We start from the raw sequence: 2,502 nt of genomic DNA, 5'->3' as shown, positions 1-2,502 counted from the left end.
GAAATTCTCACCGACCAATTTTTATCGATCGGTACGTTCGCGCGGCTGGAAGTAACTGGCGACTTAGCCATGGTGTAGTTGTTAGTGCCAATTTGAGTGGCATTGCTAAATTGCTTCAGCTTTGTTTAGAAACGATCTCCCGACGAGTGTCGATCGCTAATTTCTCGTCAACCACTTTTGACTGTTGAGCCGGAGGACGACTCCAGAGACGAGGAGATCGAGGGTGATTTTGCGTTCGTCGATGACAAAGGCTTCGAGCGTACTCGCTCGATGGCCGAGATCGACACAGGAGATCGCCCGTTGGCCTTGAATATTATCATCAAAGAAATAGACATTAAATTGCCGCTGGCCGCCATTCCACCGACCGACGACCTGACTGCACTCTGGGGCAGTTTCAAAGCCCTTGATGGCGACTTTTGCCCGCTCTAGATCGACTTGCAGATCGCTAACCCCTTTGTTGGCGAGAGCTTGGGTGAGAGCAGGGAGATAGTCTTGTTGAATGAATTCTCCAAAGGGTTTAGCCTCAACTGCGGGAGGCTTTTCCTTCTTGGGTGGCACTTTCTTTTCGGCAGCGTCGCCGCTTTCAGCAGCATCACCAGGTGCAGATGTGTCAGTTGCAGGTGCCTCTGAAGCGGCTGGTTTGGCTTTTTTCCCGGCGGCTGTGGCTGGGGTAACTACATTTTCTGCGGATTCTTCTACCATATCGATCGCTTAGACTGCCTGCTGGATAACGTTACTTTCCATTTTACCGCAACCATCGCTAGGGCGATCGATTGTTGTTAGTTACGTGACTGAAAGACTGGGGGACTGGGGAACGCTTACATTCAAACTCTCTATCCCCTAAAACCTAAAACCTAAAGCCTAAAACCTAAAGCCTAATTACCTAAACGAGTTAGCGATCGAACTCCAGATAAATACGGCAATCCCGCCTACAGCTAACGCAAAAATGATTAAACCAATAATCAACAGCCCAATGAATAATTTATCGACTTTGGCACTATTTGCTGGGGGTGCTTGGACGTGACTTTCCACGATTTGCATGTTGCGGAGGTTGGCTTTGGAAAATACATCGAAGACATCGCCTAAGACGGGTACTGTGCCGACGAAGGTATCGAGGACAATATTACCGACCATTTGCATCAATGCCTTGCGAGGTAAACCCATTCGAGCGGCTTCGATAATAATATAGCCAGATAGCACAGCACTAAGCGTATCGCCACCGCCAGGAATCAAACCTAAAATCGGATCTAAACCGATGCGTTGCTTGGTACCAGGAATGACAATCGCTCCATCGAGTAATTGACTTAACTGGCGAATGCGTTTTAATTTTGGTGCGTGAGTGCGATGGAATTCGGTGGATAAGTTAGTCGATGCTGGTCGCGCGTCAGCCATAGCTAGTTAATCTCGATCGATTGATAGTGACAGTCGAATTTTTTAACGACCCGATATTGAGATCCATCATATATTATCTAAGCTTGGGAAATCTCAGTCGATCGAGTGTTAATTATCAAGTTATTTATCAGAGATCGGGAACTCGATCGCGCGAGCTTGTATCTTGAATGGCAGCCTCATCTCTAGCGAAAATATGTTTAGTGACGCGCGCGATTACCAGATCGTGTTTTTAGGTACCTTTCTAGGGTTAGGAATTATCACCAGGGATTGGTCGATTAGACCGGAACTAGTTGTGAGTCTAATTGTGAGTTGTTGTCTAACTCAGCTAGTATTGACCAAATTTTTTAAACCTAATGAGGATGCGGTACATGCACTCAAGAGTGCGCTGATTACTAGTCTGGGTTTGGCATTATTATTACGTGCCGATCGAGTCAGCACGATGGTATTAGCAGGGATGCTCGCTATTTCTAGTAAGTTTATCTTCACTATTGCCAAAAAACATTGGTTTAACCCTGCTAATTTTGGGATTATTACCGCTTTAATATTGACTCCTGATGCTTGGGTTTCACCCGGACAATGGGGCGACGACTGGTGGTATTTGCTCTTATTTGTCGGTCTGGGTGGGATCGTCCTCAATCGCGTCGGCAGGTGGGATACGAGCGTAGCTTTTCTAGGCAGTTATGCGTTATTAGAAATTGCCAGAAATATCTGGCTGGGGTGGACGTGGGATGTTTGTATTCACAAATTAACCAGCGGTTCGCTGTTGCTATTTGCTTTATTTATGATTACCGATCCGCGATCGATTCCCAATGCTCGATCGACTCGGATTGTTTGGTCGATCGCGATCGCTGGTTTGACATTTATCCTCCGCAATTATTTCTATATTAATGAAGCTATGTTTATTGCTTTGTTCGTTATCTCACCGCTCACTATTTTATTAGACAGGACTTGGCTGGCACCACAATTTAGTTGGCAATCCAACGAATTGGAAATATCTAAAACTTAGAGTATTTATCGATCGCTAGAGTAGCGGGCGGGTTTGTTCTATATTTTTAGCAAGATCGCGAATCATAGCATAAACCCGCCCCTACAGATCTGTGTAATATTTGC

General features: G+C 45.8%; 4 protein-coding genes. 2 read left to right on the top strand and 2 right to left on the bottom strand.

Translation table 11 applies throughout. The annotated features are described in order from the left end of the window. A partial coding sequence (locus tag RMO27_RS21015) for a hypothetical protein (RefSeq protein WP_309736249.1) occupies window positions 1–188 on the top strand: 188 nt, incomplete at its 5' end. Here RMO27_RS21015 and RMO27_RS21010 read toward each other — a convergent pair. Beyond that, entirely contained in the window at window positions 157–702 is a 546-nt protein-coding gene (locus tag RMO27_RS21010) for a DUF2996 domain-containing protein (RefSeq protein WP_309736247.1), read from the bottom strand. The genes RMO27_RS21015 and RMO27_RS21010 overlap by 32 nt on opposite strands. Window positions 703–879: 177 nt before the next feature. After that, entirely contained in the window at window positions 880–1,392 is a 513-nt protein-coding gene (locus RMO27_RS21005) for a DUF4112 domain-containing protein (RefSeq protein WP_309736245.1), read from the bottom strand. Window positions 1,393–1,585: 193 nt separating this feature from the next. Between RMO27_RS21005 and RMO27_RS21000 the strand changes: the two genes are divergently transcribed. Beyond that, the gene (locus tag RMO27_RS21000) at window positions 1,586–2,398 is read left to right on the top strand and encodes an RnfABCDGE type electron transport complex subunit D (RefSeq protein WP_309736251.1); all 813 of its coding nucleotides are present in this window, start codon (window positions 1,586–1,588) and stop codon (window positions 2,396–2,398) included. Window positions 2,399–2,502: the final 104 nt, after the last annotated feature.

The organism is Chamaesiphon sp. OTE_75_metabat_556 (assembly GCF_031378165.1).
In the GTDB taxonomy this organism is placed as follows: Bacteria; Cyanobacteriota; Cyanobacteriia; order Cyanobacteriales; family Chamaesiphonaceae; genus Chamaesiphon.
Note: the sequence above shows the minus strand (reverse complement) of the source record. Positions and strands in the feature narration are given on the sequence as shown.